Source organism: Streptomyces tendae (assembly GCF_014650435.1).
Taxonomy (GTDB): Bacteria; Actinomycetota; Actinomycetes; order Streptomycetales; family Streptomycetaceae; genus Streptomyces; species Streptomyces tendae.
Window position 1 is genome coordinate 143,333 of record NZ_BMUY01000012.1, and the last position, 19,660, is coordinate 162,992.

The 19,660-nt window shown below is 74.4% G+C and carries 21 protein-coding genes and 1 pseudogene; 15 read left to right on the plus strand and 7 right to left on the minus strand.

What is annotated here, in order from left to right:
• Positions 1-171: 171 nt before the first annotated feature.
• The gene (locus tag IE258_RS29235) at positions 172-597 is read right to left on the minus strand and encodes a hypothetical protein (protein ID WP_189748374.1); all 426 of its coding nucleotides are present in this window, start codon (positions 595-597) and stop codon (positions 172-174) included.
• Positions 598-787: 190 nt separating this feature from the next.
• Here IE258_RS29235 and IE258_RS29240 point away from each other — a divergent pair.
• The 3 genes and pseudogenes from IE258_RS29240 to IE258_RS29250 form a co-directional block, all read left to right on the plus strand.
• Positions 788-1,300, plus strand: a pseudogene (locus IE258_RS29240) (DUF2269 domain-containing protein); the annotation flags it as partial.
• 150 nt (positions 1,301-1,450) lie between these two features.
• Positions 1,451-2,452 (plus strand): NADPH:quinone reductase, encoded by a 1,002-nt coding sequence (locus IE258_RS29245; RefSeq protein ID WP_189748377.1) that lies wholly within the window; start codon positions 1,451-1,453, stop codon positions 2,450-2,452.
• A gap of 109 nt (positions 2,453-2,561) precedes the next feature.
• Complete coding sequence (locus IE258_RS29250) at positions 2,562-3,014, plus strand: VOC family protein (protein ID WP_189748380.1); 453 nt, start codon at positions 2,562-2,564, stop codon at positions 3,012-3,014.
• Between the two features lie 27 nt (positions 3,015-3,041).
• Here the strand turns inward: IE258_RS29250 and IE258_RS29255 are convergent, their stop codons facing one another.
• Positions 3,042-3,842, minus strand: coding sequence for a thioesterase family protein (locus IE258_RS29255; protein WP_189748384.1), 801 nt, complete (start codon positions 3,840-3,842; stop codon positions 3,042-3,044).
• 208 nt (positions 3,843-4,050) lie between these two features.
• Here IE258_RS29255 and IE258_RS29260 point away from each other — a divergent pair, with 208 nt between their 5' ends.
• Genes IE258_RS29260 through IE258_RS29270 form a run of 3 tightly spaced genes read left to right on the plus strand, consistent with a single transcriptional unit; the run spans position 4,051 to position 5,056 of the window.
• The gene (locus IE258_RS29260; protein ID WP_087805078.1) at positions 4,051-4,278 is read left to right on the plus strand and encodes a hypervirulence associated TUDOR domain-containing protein; all 228 of its coding nucleotides are present in this window, start codon (positions 4,051-4,053) and stop codon (positions 4,276-4,278) included.
• A gap of 6 nt (positions 4,279-4,284) precedes the next feature.
• The gene (locus tag IE258_RS29265; protein WP_189748388.1) at positions 4,285-4,626 is read left to right on the plus strand and encodes a DUF3140 domain-containing protein; all 342 of its coding nucleotides are present in this window, start codon (positions 4,285-4,287) and stop codon (positions 4,624-4,626) included.
• Positions 4,619-5,056, plus strand: coding sequence for a hypothetical protein (locus IE258_RS29270; protein WP_189748390.1), 438 nt, complete (start codon positions 4,619-4,621; stop codon positions 5,054-5,056). The genes IE258_RS29265 and IE258_RS29270 overlap by 8 nt, the downstream gene beginning before the upstream one ends.
• Before the next feature lie 28 nt (positions 5,057-5,084).
• Here IE258_RS29270 and IE258_RS29275 read toward each other — a convergent pair whose 3' ends face one another.
• Complete coding sequence (locus IE258_RS29275) at positions 5,085-6,461, minus strand: cryptochrome/photolyase family protein (RefSeq protein WP_189748392.1); 1,377 nt, start codon at positions 6,459-6,461, stop codon at positions 5,085-5,087.
• 584 nt (positions 6,462-7,045) lie between these two features.
• Positions 7,046-8,608 carry an SDR family oxidoreductase gene (locus IE258_RS29280; RefSeq protein WP_189748394.1) on the minus strand — a complete coding sequence of 521 codons (1,563 nt, stop codon included), beginning with the start codon at positions 8,606-8,608 and terminating at the stop codon, positions 7,046-7,048.
• Positions 8,609-8,711: 103 nt separating this feature from the next.
• On the opposite strand from IE258_RS29280, the gene IE258_RS29285 reads away from it, so the two are divergent.
• Both IE258_RS29285 and IE258_RS29290 read left to right on the plus strand, forming a co-directional pair.
• Positions 8,712-9,218, plus strand: coding sequence for a MarR family winged helix-turn-helix transcriptional regulator (locus IE258_RS29285; protein WP_189748397.1), 507 nt, complete (start codon positions 8,712-8,714; stop codon positions 9,216-9,218).
• 140 nt (positions 9,219-9,358) lie between these two features.
• Positions 9,359-11,476 (plus strand): MMPL family transporter, encoded by a 2,118-nt coding sequence (locus IE258_RS29290; RefSeq protein WP_189748400.1) that lies wholly within the window; start codon positions 9,359-9,361, stop codon positions 11,474-11,476.
• A gap of 18 nt (positions 11,477-11,494) precedes the next feature.
• Here IE258_RS29290 and IE258_RS29295 read toward each other — a convergent pair whose 3' ends face one another.
• Positions 11,495-11,920, minus strand: a complete 426-nt coding sequence (locus tag IE258_RS29295; protein WP_189748402.1) for a PPOX class F420-dependent oxidoreductase — start codon at positions 11,918-11,920, stop codon at positions 11,495-11,497.
• Between the two features lie 143 nt (positions 11,921-12,063).
• A complete protein-coding gene (locus tag IE258_RS29300; RefSeq protein WP_189748405.1) occupies positions 12,064-12,261 on the minus strand; it encodes a hypothetical protein in 198 nt (65 codons plus the stop codon).
• Positions 12,262-12,403: 142 nt separating this feature from the next.
• On the opposite strand from IE258_RS29300, the gene IE258_RS29305 reads away from it, so the two are divergent.
• The 7 genes from IE258_RS29305 (at position 12,404) to IE258_RS29335 (ending at position 18,189) form a co-directional block, all read left to right on the plus strand.
• Positions 12,404-13,405: a mechanosensitive ion channel family protein gene (locus IE258_RS29305; protein ID WP_189748408.1), complete on the plus strand. Its 1,002-nt coding sequence runs from the start codon at positions 12,404-12,406 to the stop codon at positions 13,403-13,405.
• Positions 13,406-13,546: 141 nt separating this feature from the next.
• Positions 13,547-14,182 carry a class I SAM-dependent methyltransferase gene (locus IE258_RS29310; protein WP_189748411.1) on the plus strand — a complete coding sequence of 212 codons (636 nt, stop codon included), beginning with the start codon at positions 13,547-13,549 and terminating at the stop codon, positions 14,180-14,182.
• Positions 14,183-14,293: 111 nt separating this feature from the next.
• Entirely contained in the window at positions 14,294-14,482 is a 189-nt protein-coding gene (locus tag IE258_RS29315; protein WP_003978025.1) for a hypothetical protein, read from the plus strand.
• 20 nt (positions 14,483-14,502) lie between these two features.
• The gene (locus tag IE258_RS29320; RefSeq protein ID WP_189748414.1) at positions 14,503-15,210 is read left to right on the plus strand and encodes a hypothetical protein; all 708 of its coding nucleotides are present in this window, start codon (positions 14,503-14,505) and stop codon (positions 15,208-15,210) included.
• An 11-nt stretch (positions 15,211-15,221) separates the two neighbouring features.
• Positions 15,222-16,187, plus strand: a complete 966-nt coding sequence (locus tag IE258_RS29325; RefSeq protein ID WP_189748417.1) for a DUF6895 family protein — start codon at positions 15,222-15,224, stop codon at positions 16,185-16,187.
• Positions 16,184-17,104, plus strand: coding sequence for a DUF6895 family protein (locus IE258_RS29330; protein WP_189748420.1), 921 nt, complete (start codon positions 16,184-16,186; stop codon positions 17,102-17,104). Before IE258_RS29325 ends, IE258_RS29330 begins: the two co-directional genes overlap by 4 nt.
• Positions 17,101-18,189, plus strand: a complete 1,089-nt coding sequence (locus IE258_RS29335) for a serine hydrolase domain-containing protein (protein ID WP_189748423.1) — start codon at positions 17,101-17,103, stop codon at positions 18,187-18,189. Before IE258_RS29330 ends, IE258_RS29335 begins: the two co-directional genes overlap by 4 nt.
• 70 nt (positions 18,190-18,259) lie before the next feature.
• Here IE258_RS29335 and IE258_RS29340 read toward each other — a convergent pair whose 3' ends face one another.
• Positions 18,260-19,636: a trypsin-like serine protease gene (locus IE258_RS29340; RefSeq protein ID WP_189748427.1), complete on the minus strand. Its 1,377-nt coding sequence runs from the start codon at positions 19,634-19,636 to the stop codon at positions 18,260-18,262.
• Positions 19,637-19,660 lie beyond the last annotated feature (24 nt).

Consider the following 19,660-nt stretch of genomic DNA (forward strand, 5'->3'; position numbering starts at 1 on the left):
CTCGGCGAAGCGCTTTCAGCATAGTGATGTTGAAGCGCGAACCGGTACTGTTCCGCCCTCAAATCGACGATTCAGGACCGCAATTGGACGGCATTACGGATTCCGTGGTCCGCCGTTAATTCACCGGCAACGCGCCGTTACCCGGACATTCGCTCCGTCGGCCGGGTGCGGTCAACACGACCTGCTCGTGGCCGCGTCGACGACGAATCCGACCCCGATGCCGAGCATCCAGGTGTCCTTCGCCAGGGCCGTTCCCTCCTGCGTCGGGCGCAGGCTGCCTTCCTCGCGCATTCCCGGGGTGCGCAGATAAAGGCCCATCAGTCCCGCCGAGAACGCGGTCAGGCCGGCCCCGGCGAGTGCCGTCGGCACGACCGGAAGAAGCAGTGCCGTGCCGAGCGCGATCTCGCCGGCGGAGAGCAGCCGGACAAACGTCGCGGGCTGCAGTTTGCCGAGGAACGGATAGGTGTTCTTGGCCATTCCGTGCATCATGGCGGCGGTCTGCTCGTCGGCTCCGCGTTTGGCCAGACCGGAGTTGAGAATGAAAGCCCCGGTGGCCAGTCGCGGGGCGACATGCCTGAGCTCGACGGGCAGACGCATGGGAACTCCTAGCGGCGTTTCCTCGTAGACACGCTCAGGCTAGGGCGGGCGCGTCCCCCGCGCAGCACGGACGTCCGGGGCCTGCTCCGATCGGGTCACGGGCGGCCCCCTCGCGTACGCCCGGCTCAGTACGGGGGGTTACTCCCGCCGCGGGACGCCCCGCCGACCGCCGACCGGCAGCGTGGACGGTGTGAAACTCAGCCGCCCCGCACGCCGGGCCTCCCTCGTCGTCCATGTCGTCGCCTCCGCCGCCTGGCTGGGGCTCACCGTCGGTCTGCTGGCACTCGGCGTCACCGCGGCGACCAGCGCCTCCCCGGCGGCGGTCGAGGCCGCCGTCCGCTGCATGAAGCTGTTCGCCGACTGGCTGCTGCTCCCGCTCGCCCTGCTCACCCTGGCGAGCGGCCTGCTGCTGTCGCTGGGCACGCCGTGGGGGCTCGCCCGGCACCGGTGGGTGTACACGAAGTTCTGGCTGACCCTGGGCACGACCGTCGCCACGTTCTTCGCGCTGCGCCCCGGGGTGGACTCGGCGGTGGCGGCAGTGGCCGCCGGCGGGCCGCTGCCCGACGCGGGGGACGTGCTCTTCGGGCCCGTGGTCTCCCTGTCCGCCTATGTCTTCATGACGGTGCTCTCGCTTCTCAAGCCCTGGGGACTCACCCGGCGCGGTCGCCGGCTGCGCGAGCGACCCGCGGGCGTCCGTCCGCCGCTCACCCGCTCGGACACCGGAACGCCTCCTCGGCGGCAGCGGACGCGCACAGACGTTCACCTCGATCGCCGAACCGGAGGTCTGCCACCGCTGACGGCCGGCCCGCGGCCCACCGATGCGTCGCCGTCGGACGGTTCGTAGCATGAGGTGATGAACGGCTCAGTCCCCGCCACGATGCGGGCGGCGTACATCGACGCGGTCGGACCGGCGGACGCCATTCGGCACGGGGAACTCCCCGTGCCGCCCGTGGGCCCCACGGACGTGCTGGTGCGGGTGACGGCCGTCGCCGCCGACCCCGTGGACACCTTCGTGCGGTCCGGCGCGTACACGACCCCGCTGCCCGTACCCTTCGTCGTCGGCCGCGACCTGGTGGGCGAGGTCGCCCTGGCCGGGCCCGGCGCCCCGGGCTTCACCGTCGGGCGGCGGGTGTGGTGCAACAGCCTCGGCCACGCGGGCCGGCAGGGTTCCTTCGCCCAGTACGCGACGGTCGCCGCCGAACGCCTCTACCCGGCGCCGCCCGGCGTCGACGCGGAACACCTCGTGGCGGCCGCCCACCCGGCCGCCTCCGCCTGGCTCGCCCTGTTCCGGCACGGGCGGCTGCGGGCGGGGGAGACCGTCTACGTCGGCGGCGGCGCCGGGAACGTGGGCGGCGCCGCCGTCGCCCTGGCCTCCCGGGCCGGGGCCCGCGTGATCGCCACGGCGGGTGCGCAGGACGCGGAGGCGGTGCGGCGCCTGGGCGCCGCCGAGGTCCTCGACCACCACGCGCCCGACCTCGCCGCGCGCATGCGCCGGGCCGCCCCCGACGGCTACGACGTGCACCTGGACACCTCCGGTCACGGGGTGCTCGCCGACGCCGTTGACTCGCTCGCCCGGGGCGGGCGGCTGGTCGCGATGGTGGGACTGGGCACCGGGCCGTCCGCGCTGTCCGTGGGCGCGCTCTACACCAACGACGCGAGCATCGTGGGCTTCGCCATCAGCAACGCCACGACCGCCGACCTCGCCGAGGCGGCGCGGGGCGTGGTGGACGTCCTGACGGACACCCCGTGGCGGCCGCGCATCGCCGACCGGCTGCCACTGTCGGAGGCCGCCGAGGCCCACCGCAGGCTTGAGGCCGGGGAGGTGCGGGGACGGCTGGTCCTCACGCCCTCTTGATCGTCTTTGCGGCCCGGCGGACCCGGTCCATCATGGACACGAGGGAGGAAACCCGGGACCACGGGGGAGGAACCCGGGACACCGTCGCCAGAACGTGGAGGCATCAGGAATGCGCCGTGAAGACCTGCCGGCCCCGGAGTCGGGACTGCTGCTCACCCACTTCCTCACCGTGGCCGACGTGCCGCGCTCGCGTGCCTTCTACTCCGAGGTGCTCGGCGGCGAGGTCGTGCTCGCGGAGAACCCGTGCATCGTCAAACTGGCGAACAGCTGGCTCATCATGAACCCGGGCGGGGGCCCGACGCCGGACAAGCCCGACGTCACGCTGCGCCCGCCGGACGACCCGGGGACGGCGACGAGCTTCCTCAACATCCGGGTGGCCGACATCGAGCGCTGCCACCGCGAGTGGAGCGCGCTCGGTGCCGAGTTCCTCACTGAGCCGATCGACCGGAAGGCCGAGCTGCGGTGCTACCTGCGCGACCCCGACGGGTACCTGATCGAGGTCGGCCAGGCCACCGGGCTGCTGGAGGGCATCCTCGCCGATCCGCCCGCGGGACAGGACTGACGCGTCCGACGCGTCCGGCAGGACCGCTCAGGGCTGCGGACGGACGGTCAGCAACTGCTGGGCGTGGCCGACGGGGCCGTCCAGGTCGTGCAGCACGGTGCTGGTGATGCCCTGACCGGTAGGCCCGAAGACGACGGTGGTGTCCAGGCCGGTCCAGCGGCCCCGCGGCGCCCGGTGCAGATGCAGGGTCAGATCCACGTTCGGGAACATCCACTCCCGCGGCGACTGCCGCACCGCGATGCCGTTGGCCGTGTCGACCAGCGCGACGTACGAGGCCAGCGGGCTCGCGCTCTCCCCGGCGACCAGGTCGAGGCCGGTCGAGATCCAGGCGGTGGTGCGACCCGGCCGGGGCGGGGCCAGCGGGCGTACGTCCAGGGAGGCGATGTACCCGCCGGGCCACTCGGTGTCCATCGGCCAGCGGGCCAGCGTGTCCGGCCCGGCGAGCCGGTCGGCGCCGCCCCCGGCGACGGCGCTCGTGTCCCCGTCCGCCAGCAGCCAGGCCCGGGCCCGCGCGACCGACCGGTCCGCGATCAGCACGGTCGCCTCCACCAACTCGATGGTGCGTCCCGGCCGGAGGGTCTCCACCCGTATCTCGCACTCGTCCAGTGCCGGGCGGCCCAGGATGTCGAAGCCGATCCGGCTCAGCGACATCGCCGCACCGGCCCGGCCCGCCAGGTGCCGGTCGACGGCGTGGACGATCAGACCCCCGAGCGGACTGAAGTGCTGTTCGTCCGAGCTCCACGCGCCGCCCGCGTGCGGGGTGGGCTTGTAGCGGTGCTCGTCGATGCGCTCGTAGTAGCTGTCCGGGGTCGCTGTGCTGGTGTTCAACGGGCTGCTCCTGGAACGACGGCGGTGACGAGTACGAGTACGCGTACAGGTACGAGGGCGGCGGCCGGTGGCGCTCGACCGCGCCGCCGTGGCCGCGACCAGGATAGTTCGGCGGTGAAATCGGGCCGCGGCCGAGTGGGGCGCCCCCGGCTGGGAACTCTGACGGTCCAGGAAGCCGAGGGCGGCGCGCACGCGAAGGAGTACCGCGATGGCCAGGAAACGCGACGACGGCGAGCACCTGAGGAAGGGCGACAAGGTCACCTGGAGCAGCCACGGCTCCCGCACCGAGGGCGAGGTGGAGAAGAAGATCACCAAGCGCACCGAGGCGGCCGGCCGCACCGTGGACGCCTCCTCCGACGACCCGCAGTACCAGGTCCGCAGCGACAAGTCGGGCAGGTCGGCGGTGCACAAGCCGTCCGCGCTGAAGAAGAAGTGAGGCGCCATGGACGGCGACGAACAGGACGAGACCCGGGACGCCTTCCACGAGCTGGTGAACATGACACCGGCCGAACTGGACCGCTGGCTCGACACCGACGAGTCGCGGGACGCCGGGCACCACCAGGACGGCGGCGAGTCCGTCGGACACGCGTCCGGCCGCCGGATCGTGGAGATCCTGCACAAGAACAAGGACGATCTCTCGGACGACGACTACGAGCACATGCGCAAGGTCGTCGGCTACGTCCGCCGGCACCTGGCCCAGCGCCCGTCGGGCGACGTCGAGGACACCCGGTGGCGGCACTCGCTCATGAACTGGGGCCACGACCCCCTGGCACGCCATGGCTGACGACGACCCCGAACGGCGCCCCGAGGGTGTCAGCGACGCGACGGTCGAGGCCCTCGGGTCCCTGTCCAAGTCCCTGGAGACGACCGAGTGCGCCCGCGGCCACCTGTTCGCCTTCCACCAGCACACCGGTGCGGCGGACTTCGAACTCGACCGCGCGGTCGAGCTGCTGCGCGTCGCGGGGCACCCGGAGTGGGCGGAGCGCGTGCGCGCCGAGATCCTGGGCCGCAACGTCATCCCCGGCCACTGGACGTTCCAGATCGTCGACGCCTACGACCGGACGTACTACCAGCCGTTCCGGGACCTGGAGCGGGCGGCGGTGGAACGCCTCGCGGAGGGCCGCCGGCATCTGTACGAGGCGGAGCTGAAGGAGGCCCGCCGGACCCGCAACCACCCGGACCACACGTCCCGTCCGGACGGGCCCCACCCCTGACGCCGCCCGTGTCCGCCCGGCCCGGGGCTCAGTCGCGCCCGCGGGCCCGCCTGAAGCGGTCCAGGCCCTCGGAGAGGTCGACGATCGGGTCGGGGTAGGCGGAGTACGCGGAACGCTCCGCCTCCGGCAGCCGCCAGGGCTCGTGCACCGAGCGGCCCGCCGGCCCGGACAGCTCGGGCACCCAGCGCCGTACGTACGCCCCGTCGGGGTCGAAGCGCCGTGCCTGCGCGGTCGGGTTCAGGACGCGGTGCGGCCGGGTGTCGGTGCCGGTGCCCGCGGCCCACTGCCAGTTCAACTGGTTGTTGGCCACGTCGCCGTCCGCGAGCAGCTCCAGGAAGTGCCGGGCGCCGACCCGCCAGTCCACGTACAGCGTCTTGGTGAGGAAACTGGCGACCAGCAGGCGGCCCCGGTTGTGCATCCAGCCCTCGTGCCGCAGCTGGCGCATCGCGGCGTCCACGACCGGATAGCCCGTGCGTCCGTCCCGCCACGCTGCGGCGTCCGCCTCGGCGGCCGGGCCGGTGCGCCAGCGGTCGTGCCGGGTGCGGTAGTCGGCGGCCGAGGTGTGCGGGCGGGCGGCCAGCACCTGGTGGTGGAAGTCCCGCCAGGCCAGCTGGCGTACGAATGCCTCCGCGCCGGGACCGCCCGCGCGCCGGGCCCGGTGGACCAGCTCGACGGGGGAGAGGGCGCCGAGGTGCAGGTCGGGGGAGAGCCGGGAGGTGGCGTCGCCGGCCAGGTCGTCGTGCTGGTCCGCGTAGCCGGCGATGCCGTCGCGCAGCCACGCCGTCATGCGCTTCCTGGCGGCCCGTTCCCCACCGGTCGGCAGCGCCGGGGACAGCCCCGCCAGGTCCCCGCGCGCGGGCAGTGGCTCAGAACCGATGCCGTCCGGGACGCGCACCCGGCGCGGGGCGGCCAGCGGCTCGCGGACGGAACGCTCGCTCCAGCGCCGGAAGTACGGCGTGAAGACCGCGAAGTGGTCGGAGGCGGCCGGGGTGACGGTCCCCGGGGCCAGCACGGTGGTCACGGCGTCGTGGACGTGCAGTCGGCAGCCCCGCGCCGCGAGGGCGGAGCGCAGGAGTTCCTCGCGCCGGTGCGCGTGCGCGCTGACGTCGGCCGCCAGGTGCACCTCGTCGGCCTCCGCCTCCCCGGCCACCGCGCACACCTGCCCGACCAGGTCGCCGGAGCGGACGACCAGCCGCCCGCCCCGGTCCCGCAGCCCGGCGTCCAGGTCCCGCAGACAGTCGGCGAGGAGCGCGAGCCGGTTGGGCGCGGCGAATCCGGCGGCGTCCACGGCCCGGTCGCGGACGAACAGCGGCACCACCGCCGAGGAGCGGTCGAGGGCCGCGCGCAGCGGCGGGTGGTCGTGCAGCCGCAGGTCGCGGGTGAACAGGACGACCGACGTGGCCATGGCGCTCCTCGCAGGGGGTTCCCGCGACGCTACCGGACCGCAACGTGCATCCGCGGGGACGCGCGGAGCCGTCGCCGCACCGTCACCGGGGCACGAAGGAGGGTGCGGCCGCACGCCGCATCCTGTCGGGCGACGCGGGGGGCCGATACCTCGCGTCCTGTCGGGCAACGCGAGGGGCCGAGACCGCGGTGTCCTGGTCACCGGCCCGGCCCGGCTCCGGTCGGGGATCGGCGGTCCGTACGGCTCCGGCGGGGAGTCACCCGGCAGGGACAGCGCCCTCCCGGTGGCGCGGCCGGGAAAGGCCGTGCCCGCCGCGCGTCCGGTGCGGCGCGTTGGACGGTCGGTTCCGGGAGGGTGTCGGCGCAGCACCGCCGTCCTCCCGGGCGCGCACCGCACCGCGGCCTCGGCGCCCGCCCCGGCAGGGTGGCGGTGCGGGGCGCAGGGCCGAGGGCGTCGTGGACGCGGCCGGCGGGACGGGGAGCGGGGCGGCGCCGGAAGGGGCCGGGGCGCTGGACGATCGCCCTCGTACGGCGGCGCGGGGTGCGGCGGTGGAGCGCGGTGCGCTCGGGCGCGGCAGGCCGGTCTCACGGGGCGGGGGTGTCGTGGACCCCGCCGGACGCTCGCGGAGCAAGGGCGGCGGCGCGGGCGATGTTGCGGGCCATGCCGCCGAAGACCACGGCGTGGAAGGGCCACACGCTCCACCAGTAGGCATGGCCCGCCAGCCCGTGAGGATGGAACAGCGCCCGCTGGCGGTAGCGCGTGCGACCGGCGTCGTCGGTCTCGGCGTACATCTCCAGCCAGGCGAGCCCCGGCAGCCGCATCTCGGCGCGCAGCCGCAGCAGCCGCCCGGGGACGATCTCCTCCACCCGCCAGAAGTCGAGCGAGTCGCCGACCCGCAGCCGCGCGGCGTCCCGGCGCCCCCGGCGCAGGCCCACCCCGCCGACCAGCCGGTCCAGCCAGCCGCGTACCGCCCAGGCCAGGGGGAAGGAGTACCAGCCGTGGTCGCCGCCGATGCCCTCGACGACCCGCCACAGCGCGTCCGGCGGCGCGTCGACGCTCAGCGCGCGGTCGTCGGTGTAGAGGCTGCCGCCGGCCCAGTCGGGGTCGGTGGGCAGCGGGTCGCTGGGCGCCCCGGGCACGGACGCGGACGACCAGCGGGTGGTGACCCGGGCCTCCCGCACCCGTTGCAGGGCCAGCCGCAGCGCGTCGTCGAAGCCGAGGGGGTATCCCGGCGGCGGCGGTACGTACCGGACGATGTCGTTCTCACGGCACACCACCTCGTGCCGCAGCGACTCGGTGAGCGGGCGGGCGATGGCCGCCGGGACCGGCGTGACCAGCCCGACCCAGTGACTGGACAGCCCGGGGGACAGCATCGGCACCGGCAGGATGAGTCGCCTGGGCAGCTCGGCCACCCGGGCGTAGCGCTCCATCATCTGCCGGTAGGTCAGGATGTCGGGGCCGCCGACGTCGAAGGTCCGGGACACCTCGTCCGGCATGGTCGCGCTGCCCACCAGGGCGCGCAGCACGTCCCGCACGGCGACCGGCTGGATGCGGGTGTGGACCCAGCTCGGGGTGACCATCACCGGCAGCCGCTCGGTGAGGTAGCGCAGCATCTCGAAGGAGGCCGACCCGGAACCGATGACGACCGCCGCGCGCAGCACGGTCGTGGGCACGCCGGAGGCCAGCAGGATCCGGCCCACCTCGGCACGGGAACGCAGGTGCGGGGACAGTTCGCCCTCCGGCACCCCGGCCGGGGTCAGGCCGCCCAGGTAGACGATGCGCCGCACGCCCGCCGCCCCGGCCCGCTCGGCGAAGGTGCGCGCCGCCCGCCGGTCGGTGGCCTCGAAGTCGTCGCCGGTGCCGAGCGCGTGCACCAGGTAGTAGGCGACGTCGACGCCCTCCATCGCCCGCGCCACCGAGTCGGCGTCGGTCACGTCGCCCCGCACCACCTCGGCCCGTCCCGCCCACGGGTGGTCGCGGAGTTTGTGCGGGGAGCGGGCCAGGCACCGCACCCGGTGTCCGGCGTCGAGCAGTTCCGGTACGAGGCGGCCCCCGACGTATCCCGTGGCGCCGGTGACCAGGCAGCGCAGGCCCGCCCCGGCACCCTCGCCGCTCGTCTTCCCGGGTCCTTCGTCTGCCTGGCTCATGCGGCTCCGTCGTTCGCGGACAGTCGTCACCGTGACCCCTTCCCCCGGACGGGACGGGGTTGACGCGTCCCGGCCCAGGTCGACCCTTCTATACGCTGATCACGTGGCGACAGCGAATCAGCGCGGACAGCACGCGCACGAGCGGGGGACCGGTCCCGGCCCCGAGACGAGCGACCTGCACGTCCTCGCCGTCCAGCTGAGGCGGATGAACGGCGAGATCAACCGCGTCGTGCACGGTTTCGCCGGTGCCCACACGCTGCACGCCACCGACATCCAGGCCCTCGCGGCGATCCTGGACGCACCCGAACCCATGACGCCGGGACGGCTGCGCCGGCACCTCGGGCTGACCTCGGGCGCGGTGACGGCGTGCGTGGACCGGCTGGAGCGCGCCGGACACGTGCGCCGGGTCCGGGAGAGCGCCGACCGCCGGGTCGTCCACCTGCACTACGTGCCCGAGGCCCGTGAGGCGGCCCGACGGTACTTCCGTCCGCTGGCCGACGCCGCCATCGCCGCCCGCGCGCACTTCGACGACGGCGAACTGGCCGTCGTGGCCCGCTTCCTGGCGGCGTTGAACGAGGAGCTGAGCCACGTGGCGTCGGACGACCGCTGAGCCGGCCGGCCCGCCGGGCAGCGGCGTGTCGCGACGTCCGGTGCTCCGAGGGCACCCGAAAATAACTCGATGATTGAGATTGTTTATGATCGAGCTGCATTTGGTGCCAGCGCCCCCCGAGATTTGGAGACCCGACACCGATGTCCACCCCCTCCCACCCGCCCCGAAGTGCCCGACGCGCCCGATGGCTCGTCCCGGTGCTCCTCCTCCTGGTCTGGCTCGTCGTCGGCGGAGCGCTCGGCCCCTACGCCGGCAAGCTCGGCGAGGTCGCCACCAACGACCAGGCGTCCTTCCTGCCCCGCAGCGCGGAGTCCACGCGGGTCGTCGACGCGCAGAAGGCCTTCCAGCAGGACGAGACACTCCCCGTGATCGTCGTCTGGACCGCCGACGGCGACGGCGACGCCGCGGTCACCGCGCACCAGCAGGCCGCCACCCGCTCGGTCGCGGGCCTCGAAGGCGACCCGGGGATCGTCGGATCCGCGAGCCCCGCGCTGCCCTCGGACGACGGCGAGGCCCTCCAGGCCGTCGTCCAGGTCGAGCCGGACCTCGGCGAACGGCTCCCGGACGTGCTGGCGGACATCGGCGACGCCGCCGGGCAGGTCCCCGGCACCCAGGCGCAGCTCGCCGGGCCCGCGGCCTCCCAGGCCGACCTCTCCGACGCCTTCGCGGGCATCGACGGACTGCTGCTCGCCGTCGCGCTCATCACCGTCCTGGTGATCCTGCTGCTCGTCTACCGCAGCGTCCTGCTGCCCCTGGTCATCATCCTGAGCGCGGTCTTCGCACTGGCCCTGTCGTGCGCCATCGTCTACGCCCTCGCCGACCGCGACGTCGTACGCGTCGACGGCCAGGTCCAGGGCATCCTCTCCATCCTGGTCATCGGCGCCGCCACCGACTACGCGCTGCTGCTCACCGCCCGCTTCCGCGAGGAGCTCGCCCGCCACCCGGACCGCTTCGGCGCCGTGCGCGCCGCGCTGCGCGACTCCTGGGGCGCCGTCGTCGCCAGTGCGGCCACCGTCGCGCTCGGCCTGCTGGCGCTGCTGCTCAGCGACCTGACCAACAACCGCGCGCTCGGGCCCGTCGGTGCCATCGGCATCGTCTGCTCGGTGCTGAGCACGCTCACCTTCCTGCCCGCCGTCCTGGTCCTGCTCGGCCGGGTCGCCTACTGGCCGGCCAAGCCGGTGCGGACCGGCGACCCGGAGGCCGGACACCGGCTGTGGCACCGTGTCGCCGCGCTCGTGGACCGCGCTCCGCGCCGCATCTGGGCCCTCTCACTGGCCGCGCTGCTCGCCTGCGCCGCCTTCGCACCGACCCTCAGCTCCAAGGGCGTCCCGCTCGACGAGATCTTCGTGAACGACACGCCCTCGGTGGCCGCCCAGCAGACCCTCGCCGAGCACTTCCCCGGTGGTTCCGGCAACCCCGCCGTCGTCATCGCCGAGGCCGACCGCCTCGACCCGGTCCTCCGGGCCGCCCGCGACACCGACGGCGTCGCCTCGGCCGCCCCGGTGACCGACTCCGGCCGCCCCGGCGCCGGTACGCCCCTGGTGGTCGACGGACGCGTACGCATCGACGCGACGCTCGAGGCGCCCGCCGACAGCGACGCCGCCAAGAGCACGGTGGTCCGGCTGCGGGCCGCCGTCCACGAGGTCTCCGGGGCGGACGCCCTGGTCGGCGGCTACACCGCCCAGCAGTACGACACCCAGGAGACCGCGGGCGAGGACCGCACACTCATCGTGCCGGTGGTCCTCGCCATCATCCTGGTCATCCTGGTCCTGCTGCTGCGCTCCCTGCTGATGCCCGTCCTGCTGGTGGCGACGGTGGCGCTGAACTTCCTGGCCACCCTGGGCGTCTCGGCGCTCGTCTTCACCCATGTGTTCGGCTTCAGCGGCACCGACGCCTCCGTCCCGCTGTACGGCTTCGTCTTCCTCGTGGCCCTGGGAGTGGACTACAACATCTTCCTCATGTCCCGGGTGCGGGAGGAAGCGCTGCGCCACGGCGTGCGCGAGGGCATCCTGCGCGGGCTGACCGCCACCGGCGGCGTGATCACCTCGGCCGGCGTCGTCCTCGCCGCCACCTTCGCCGCGCTAGGGGTGATCCCGCTGGCCTTCCTGCTGCAGATCGCCTTCATCGTGGCCTTCGGCGTCCTGCTGGACACGCTGGTGGTGCGCTCGCTGCTGGTCCCGGCGCTCGCCCGCGACATCGGCGCCGTCGCCTGGTGGCCCGGGCGGCTGGGGCACCGGGACCGGGCCGGACGGGACTGACCCTCCCCGTCCCGGCCCTCACGCGTCCGGACGCCGCTCCGAGGGGCGCACCGTGCCGAGGAAGCGCCGTACGTCGATCGCGATGACGACGCGCTCCGGATTGGCCCGGGGCTGCCGGTAGCGGGCCGCGTAGCGGGTCTCCGCGTCGCGGACCGCGCCGGCGTCGTCCCGAACGGTCGCCACGCCCTCAAGGGTGGACCAGCGCCTGCCGTCGACCTGGCCCACGGCGACGACCGCCGGGGCGGCCCGCCGCACGTTGCGCGCCTTCGCGGTGTCCCGGCTGGTGATGACCCGCGCCGTGCGGGTGGCGTGGTCGTACGTGACCCCCACCGGGACCAGGTGGGGCGTCCCGTCGGCCCGCCGCGTCGACAGGAAGCACACCCGGCGCTCCTGCCAGAACCGGACGAACTCGTCGTCCGCGTCGTGCTGTTCCCCGGCGTCCATCCACTCTCCTCGGCCGTGCCACGTGTGTCCCGTGCGCACCAGCATCACCCGGCGGGCCGTCCGGCCGCTCGGCGGGGTGCGTGCGGCCCGCCGAACCGCCGGTTCTCCGACCCGCCGGCGCGCCGGTGCGCCGGCGGGCGGCCTCAGGCGGCGTCGCGGTCGGAGGCCCGGCCCGCGCCGGTCCTGTGGTCCGCGCCGCTCCCGCCCGGGAGGAGACGCAGATGCCTGCGCCGGGCGTGCCGGGGCGGGTCCGGATCACCGAACAGCCGGTCCTCCAGATACGTCATGGTGAACAGCAGCAGACCCAGTGCGGGCAGCAGCAGGACGGCAACGGTGACCACGCCGGGGGACCCCTTCCGCCGAGGGACGACGCCGGGCGGGTGCCCCGACGGGCGCCGGTGAAAGCCGTCATGTTCGCGCGGCGGTTGGGTAGGCGGCTCCGACGGCAGACAAGTCGTCCCCAGGAACGGAGCAACCGAGCCGATGTCGCACACCTCCCCGCCCGCCGAACCGGTCACGAACCCGCAGCTGGCGGCCTCGTGGTCGGACTGGGTCGGCGACCACACCGCGTCCCTGATCGGGATACCGCTGCGCATCGCGCTCATCGTCGTGATCCTGCTCGTACTGCGCGCGGTGGCCAAGCGGGCCATCACCCGGGTCGTCCAGCGGGTCCTGGAACCGTCGGCCGGCGAGGCCGAGCGCAGCCGCCCGCGCAGGCAGGCCCGCGGCGCCACCGTCCTGCACCGCGACCGGTCCCGGGCGCGGCAACGCCGCGAACAGCGGGCCCGCACCATCGGCTCGGTGCTCAGCAGCGCCGTCACCATCGTGCTGTTCATGGTCGGCGTGGCCATGGTGCTCGACCAGGTCGGCATCGCCCTCGGGCCGCTGCTGGCCAGTGCCGGAGTGGTCGGCCTGGCCATCGGCTTCGGCGCCCAGAGCCTGGTCGCCGACTACCTGTCCGGGCTGCTCATCATGGTCGAGGACCAGTACGGCGTGGGCGACTCGGTCGATCTCGGCGAGGCCGTCGGCGAGGTGGAGCACGTCGGCCTGCGGCTGACCCATGTGCGCGACCTCAACGGCGGCCTGTGGCACATCCGCAACGGCGAGATCCTGCGGGTCCGCAACGACAGCCAGGAGTGGGCCCGCGCCGTCCTGGACGTCGCCGTGGCCCACGACGCGAACCTCGACACCGTCTACCGCGTCCTGGAGGACACCGGCCGCGCGCTGCGCGAGGAGCCGGACTTCGCGGACGTCCTGCTGGAGGACCCCGCGGTGTGGGGCGTGCAGTCCCTGGACGCCGACGGGATGCTGGTGCGCCTCGCCGTCAAGACCGTGCCGCTCCAGCAGTGGGGCGTCACCCGTGAGCTGCGCCGCCGGGTCAAGGAGGCGCTGGACGACGCGGGCGTCGAGATCCCCTTCCCGCGCCGGGCGGTGTGGGTGCGCACCGACACCCCCGAGGGCGGGGCGGAGGCGCTCACACGCTGACGGAGTCGCCCGACGGCGCGATTTTGCCGTTCCGGCAAACATCTTTGGCGCCTCCCGACCGGCCGGGGCAGCCTGCACACGGGGTGCGCGGTCCTCGCGCGCCCCGCCGAACAGACCACCGCGCCCGCCCCAGGAGGCACCATGACCGACACCCCCGCGCCGGCTCCCGCCGCGGAGTTCTGGGAAGCCCGCTACCGCGACACCGGCCGCGTCTGGAGCGGCCGCCCCAACGAGTTGCTGGTCCAGGAGGCGGCCGAACTCGCCCCCGGCACCGCGCTCGACCTCGGCTGCGGCGAGGGGGCGGACGCCGTGTGGCTGGCCTCGCGCGGCTGGCGGGTCACCGGCGCGGACATCTCCGCCACCGCCCTCGAACGCGCCGCCGGGCACGCCGCCGAGGCCGGGGTCGGCGACCGCGTCGCCTGGGAACGCCACGAGCTGGGACCCTCGTTCCCCGAGGGCTCCTTCGACCTGGTGAGCGCCCACTACCTGCAGTCCCCGGTCGCCCTCGACCAGCAGACGGTGCTGCGCGCCGCCGCGCGGGCCGTGGCACCGGGCGGCACCCTGCTGGTCGTCATGCACGCCGGCTGGCCCTCCTGGCAGACCGAACCGCCGTTCGACGCCGTCTTCCCCACCCTGGACGGCGTCCTCGCCGAACTCGCCCTGCCCGCGGGGGAGTGGAGCGTGGAGACGCGTCGGACCGCTCGCCGGCCGAGCGTCTCGCCCGACGGTGTCGAGGGTTTCCGCGAGGACCACGTGTGGCGGCTGCGGCGGGCCTGAGGTCGTTGAACGAGTTACCTCCCGAGAATTTTGTGAAGAAAGGCATGTTCTGTGACTTATCGGACACCCTTGGGTGTGAAGGCCATTTGGCTACCAGAGGGAGATGGTGAAATGCCTTCCAAGGACAAGGTGCTCGAGGAAGTCACCCGCACCGAGAACATCGACATCGACGCGGCACTCGACCCCGCCGAGCCCGACGGAGTCTTCCGCGACAGCCGCGAGTGCGCCGCGCTCGCCCTGCAGTCCGGAGGCACCAGCCTCCTGCTCTCGCCGCCGACCCCGCGCCCGAAGAAGGGCTGACGGACCGACGGGAGAATGAGATGGAGCAGTCGAGCACATCGGCCCTCCTGCAGGGAACGGTGCTGGACCTCGCTTCAGACGTGGTCTCCGCTCTTCGGAGCGGAGACCACGTGCGAGCGGGCAGCACCCTGACGGGAGGCGGCGCCGGTGAGGGCGTCGCCCGTGCGGCGGTACGGGTCCTGGGCGCCGACGCCCTGTTGCCCAGCGTCCTGCTGCGCGTTACGCCCGACCCGGGGCAACTCGCCGTGTTCAAGGAGGCCGTGGCGGCGCATCCGCCGCGCGACGACGCGGCCCCCGCCGTCGTGTGGAGCCACTGGGCCATGACCCGTGCCCTGCGCCGCACCGAACAGCCCCTGACCGGCCCGCCCGTCGGCGAGCCCGGCGCCGAACCCGACGCCCGTTGGCTCGAGGACGCGGGCTGGCAGTTCCTCACCCACCAACTCGCCGTCCTCGCCCCGCTCGCGCTGCCCGGCGAGGAGTGCGCCGTGACCCGCGTGGCACGCGGCCGCCCCGTGGACGTGGCGCGCGGATTCGTCCGCGCGGTACGCCGCCGCGACTGGCAGCAGGCGGCCGGCGCCGGGCGCTGGCTCACCCTCCTGGACGGGGTGCCGGACACCCTCGGCCTGGAGGCCGGACTGGACTTCGTACGCCTCATGGGCGGCTCCGACCCGCGGGTGGCCCTGCAACTGGAGGCGGCACGGCTGATGCCGGCCGCGGTCCTGCTGTGAGCGTCCCGGAGGTGCGCCTCCGCGACGTCGAGGCGGCCGCACTGGACTGGGTGTGGACCCATCGCGACCGCTTCGCGCTCGGCGACGACGCGCTGGCGGCCGACGGCCAGGTCAACCGGACCTGGAAGCCGCTGGGCGAGCTCACCCAGGTCTGCGCCTCCGTCTCCCGGTGCACCCCGCCCGGGGACCCGCTGCACACCCGCGTGTCCGAACTGCTGGACTTCGCCTGGCAGCAGACGCATCGGGGCGAACTCTTCCCGCTCATGCAGACGCTGGAGCCCTTCGCCACCTACCCGCTGGAGGTCTACGCGGCCTTCGCCTCGGCCGGACTGCGACACCCAGGCTACGAGGAGTCCGCCGCGGTGCTGACCCGTACCCGCGGCTGGCGGCTGACCGAGCAGTACCCCACCCGCCGCCTCGGCGTGCTGGAGGCCGAGCGGCGCAGCGGCATCGACCCCCACGGGGACGTGCCGCAGGCGCTGGGGCGCACCTGGCTGGGCGGCCTCCCGGAACCCTGGACCTTCGAACGCGCGGCCGGTTACGCGCTCACCCACGTCGTCTTCCACCTCACCGACTGGGGACGTGCGACCCGGGGCGTCCCGGCGGACCTGGCCGAGTACCTCCTGCACTGGCTGCCGCCCTGGCTCGACACCTGCCTGGACGCCCGGATGTGGGACCTGAGCTGCGAGCTCCTCGCCGTCGCGGCGAGCCTGCCGCGCCCGCCGGAACCCGCCGTCCTGGAGGACGCCTGGCGGCGGGTCGCCGCCGCCCAGTCCGGCTCCGGCGCGATCCCCGAGGAGGGCGCCGCCCAGGACGCCGCCGGTGCGGACCCGGGACCGGACCCCTACGACTTCACCGACTGCTACCACTCCACCCTGATGGCCGCGTTCGCGGCGGCACTCGCCACGGCAGCCACGGCACGCCCGCCGGACGTGCGGCACGCGGCGCGACACGCCGGACAAGGAGCGCCGGGATGACGGACACCCGCCTGATCCACCGCGTCGGAGCCGGTGCCCTGGAGTGGCTGTGGGCCCACCGGGACGGCTTCCGCCTCGATCCGGACGTGGACCCCGAGGTCGGCTTCCTGGAACGCTTCAAGCCGATCGGCGAACTCGCCCTCATCTGCACGGTGCTCTTCCGCGAGGGCGTCGCCGGATCCCGGCAGGCCCAGCTCGCGCGCCAACTGCTCGACCACACCTGGCGCGAGACCCTGGACGGCGGTCGCATGCTGGTGCGCGGCCAGCGCGTCGAGCCCTTCTCGCCCGTCCCCTTCGAGGTGTACCTGCCGTTCAAGGAGCTGGGCTACAGCCAGCCCGAGATCGAACGCGCCACGGTCCTCAACCACCGGCTGGACAGCTGGACGCGGTTCCCGGTGACCGCGACCCGGCGCCTGGGCCTGTCCGCCTTCCAGCGCCGCTTCGGCCTGACCCCACGACCGCCCGAGGCCGACCTGGTCGCCGCCACCTGGCTGGCCGGAACCCCCGAGCCGTGGACGGTCGAGGGCCACACCGCCTACGACATCACCCACACCGTCTTCCACCTCACCGACTGGGGCGAGAACCCCGGCGGCCTGCCGCCCGACGTCGCCGACTACCTCGCGACCTGGCTCCCGGTGTGGATCGACGACTGGCTGGACCTCCAGCGCTGGGACCTGCTCGGCGAACTCCTGGTCGTGGACGCCTGCCTGCCCCGACCCACCCTCGACGACGCCGCCTGGCGGGGCTTCGCCGCCGCACAGCAGCCCGACGGCGCCATGCCCGCCGTACGCACGATGCCCGAGGGCGACCCCGACACGGTCTTCGACGTGGTCTACCACCCGACGCTGGTAGCCGCCTTCGCCTCCCTGCTGGCCACCTCCCGCGCCCTCACCGAGCTGGCGCACTCCGCGTCATGACGGGCCGTCGTACGCCCTGGCCGGGCGAAGCCGCCACCGAGGACCACGCGGAGGACGCCCCGCCGGAGCCCGGGCCGCCCGACGACGCCGCGCTGCGCGAGCGGCTGGCCGACGCCGTGGACGCCTCCGACGCACCCGACGTCGTCTTCGCCGTCTCCCGGCGCGGCCGCCGCACCCTGCACGGCGGCGGTACCGCCCCGCCGCCCGGCGTCCCCCGCGAGGACCTGCGCTACGAGATCGGGTCGGCGTCCAAGACGTTCACCGCGCTGCTGCTCATGCGCCTGATCCGGCGCGGCGTGCTCACCGGCGGCGAGGCGGCGGCCACCTGCCTGGACCCCGGCGGGAGAGCCGGCCCGCACCCCGTGACCCTCGCGCACCTGATCACCCACACGTCGGGGCTGCCCGCGCTGCCCGCCGACTTCGTGCGCCGGGGACTGCCCGCCTGGCGCACCAACCCCTACGCCCGCTACCCCGCCGGGCGGCTGACCGACACTTTCCTGCACCACGCGCCCAAGCACCGTCCGGGAACCCGCTGGCACTACTCCAACTACGGCGTCTCCGTCCTCGGCCACGCGATCGCGGCGGCCACCGGCACCGCGTGGGAGGACCTGATCACCGGACAGGTGCTGCGCGCCCTCGGCCTCAGCGGAACGGCCCTGCGCGCGGAGGGACCCGCGACCGACGCCGTGGGACACCGCAAGGACGGCCGCACCCCCGTCCCGCCCTTCGACGCGGGCGGCTTCCAGGCGGCAGGAGCCGTCCGGTCCACCCCCAACGACCTGCTCACCTTCCTGGAGGCCCACCTGGACCCGGCCCGCTCACCGGCCGCCGGCGCGCTGCGCGCGGTGCGGGTGCCGGTGCTCCGGCGGGGCCTCGGGCACCGGCACGTGCACACGGTCGCGTGGTTCCGGCACCCCACGGACGGCGGGCCCATGTACTTCCACAGTGGCGCCACGCTGGGCCAGCAGGCGTTCCTGGGCTTCAGGCCCGACACGGACACCGCCCTGGCCGCCGTGTGCACCCGGCGGTTCCGCGCCCGCGACCCGTTCATCGCCACCGCCTACGCGCTCCTCGCCGAGGCATAGCGCGCCGGTACGCGAGCCGGCGCGGGCCGCTGCGAGCGACCCGCGCCGACCCGTGCCGGGCGTACGTCCGTCAGACCCGCTGCCACAGGGCGGGCGTGCTCGCCGGCGACCCAGCCCCCTGCGCCTGGTGGCTCTGCAGACACCGGTAGCGCACACCATCGAAGGACACGGTGGTGCCGACCTCGTAGACCCGGCCCGCCGCCCAGGCGTCCGCCGCCGCGTTGTCCTGCGGCGCCGGTGTCTCCGACGCGGCGGACGTGGTCTTCAGGGTGAGGCCGAAGTCGCTCAGCAGCGGGTTGACCGGCTGGTAGAAGGTGGTCCCGCCGTTGGTGCAGTCCCCGGAGCCGCCGGACGTGGTGCCCTGCGCCTGGGTGCCCGACACGAAGGGGCCGCCGGAGTCGCCGGGTTCGGCGCACACCGTCGTCTCGGTCAGCCCGTTCACGGTGCCCTCCGGGTAGGTGACACTCGTGTCGTGCTGCTGGATCGTGCCGCAGTGCCATCCGGTGGTCGAGCCGGAACGGCACACCGACGCGCCCACGAGCGCCTCCACCGACCCGGCGACCTGGATCTTCTCGCCGTCCTGCGCCTTGACGTCCGGCGTCGCGGTCCAGTCGGAGTTGACGCCCACCCAGGCCATGTCCTTGCCGGGGAAGGTGGACGCCTGGAAGGTGCCCTGGTCGGCCTCGTTGAACCCGGTGGTGGTGGCGCCCGGGTCGCCGCAGTGCCCGGCCGTGGCGAAGCCCTGCTGGTCGTCCTTGGTGACGGAGAAGCCGATGGAGCAGCGGGCCTGGTCGTTGATGTAGAAGGCGTCGCCGCCGACGAGGTCCTCCAGCACGCGCGGCTGGTCCGGCGAGACGCGGACGCCCGCGTCCTCGCCGGACACCCCGGCGGTCGTGAGGAAGGCGGTCGCGGCCGACTCGCTGGTGGCCTGGACCGTCACCCGGTTGGTCCGCACGTCGACGTACCAGACCGGCGTCTGCCGGGTCCGGGTGCGGACGGCCGCGGCGTCCAGCTTCTCCTTGACCGCGCGCAGTTCCGCGAGGTTCTTCCCGACGACGGCCGCCTTGGCGCCCTGCGCCTCGATGGCGGCGGTGTCCGCGGCGTCGGTGGTGGCGACGGTCAGCTCGGCGGAGGTGGCCCCGCTCACCCAGGCCCCCGCGAAGCGGTCGCCCAGCGTGTTGCGCAGCATGCCCGCGCGGGTGCCCGCCTCCGCCTCGTTGACCAGCCGGGCCTCAGCCTGTCCGGGCGCGAGCTTCAGGTCGCGCTCCATCGCGCTCAGCATGCGCGCCGGCGCGGCGGCGGCGTCGGGCGTGAGGGCCACGGCGGGCCGCGGTCCGGGGACGGGCGGCGGTGCGGCCGACGCGGCCGAGGGGAGTGCGGTCAGGACCAGGGCGCCGAGCGCGGTGAGGGCTGCGCGGCGGCTGCGCGCGGCATGTCTGCCGACCATGCGATGTGCCTCCTTCGGACGCTG